Origin of the sequence: Bacteroides faecichinchillae JCM 17102 (assembly GCF_000614145.1) — a bacterium.
GTDB lineage: Bacteria > Bacteroidota > Bacteroidia > Bacteroidales > Bacteroidaceae > Bacteroides > Bacteroides faecichinchillae.
The window spans coordinates 1-668 of record NZ_BAKK01000135.1 but is presented as its reverse complement, the minus strand read 5'-3'; the positions used below and the strand labels follow the sequence as shown (position 1 = coordinate 668).

The following is a 668-nucleotide window of genomic DNA, read 5'->3' as shown; positions in this document are numbered from 1 at the left end:
ACCATGGGAGTGGACGCCGGCCGGGCAGACGGTTGGGCCGGAGACATGGTGCCTACTCCGGCCCTGCTGCAGGCCCTGCAGCTTTTGCGTACTTCTTTACCGGAAGCGAACGTGTACACCTGCGAATACGAACCGTTGCAGGGGGTGATAGCCATCACCGATCCCAATGGAATCACCACCCGGTATGAGTACGACGGCTTCAACAGGCTGACAAGGAGCTATTACCTGGATTCGGACTCGGACTCGAACAAGGTACTGCTGCAGCAGTATCTCTACCACCTGGGGGAGAAATAACGGGGATCGGGTATGCCGAAGGCCGGATATGCCTGTAACGGATACCGGCTGACGGTTTTGCCAAATTGGCACTGCGGCTTCTGAGATGGCTGATAAAGAAAACCTGTAACAAGAGTAAAATAAGAATAAGATAAAAGTAATACAAGAATAAAACAAGAATCAGAAATAGAATCAAATAACGAAGAATTATGAAAACGCTACGAACTATCAAAAATATGCGGACATTGGGAACCCTTCTATCGTTCCTGGTCCTGTCCCTGTATCCCGGCGGTACTTCCGCCCAGTCCCGGGACACCCTGTACATGCACACCAGTGCCGGGCACCCCCACATCATCACTGTGACTCCGCGGGTAAAGACCTCCGGACTTGCCGGA

Annotated in this window: 2 protein-coding genes; both read left to right on the top strand. The window is 52.4% G+C overall.

All coding sequences use genetic code 11. From position 1 onward, the window contains the following. On the top strand, positions 1-294 hold a 294-nt coding region (locus tag JCM17102_RS25470), incomplete at its 5' end, for an RHS repeat domain-containing protein (protein ID WP_148302097.1). Positions 295-482: 188 nt separating this feature from the next. Further along, on the top strand, positions 483-668 hold a 186-nt coding region (locus JCM17102_RS31075; protein ID WP_206778290.1), incomplete at its 3' end, for a hypothetical protein.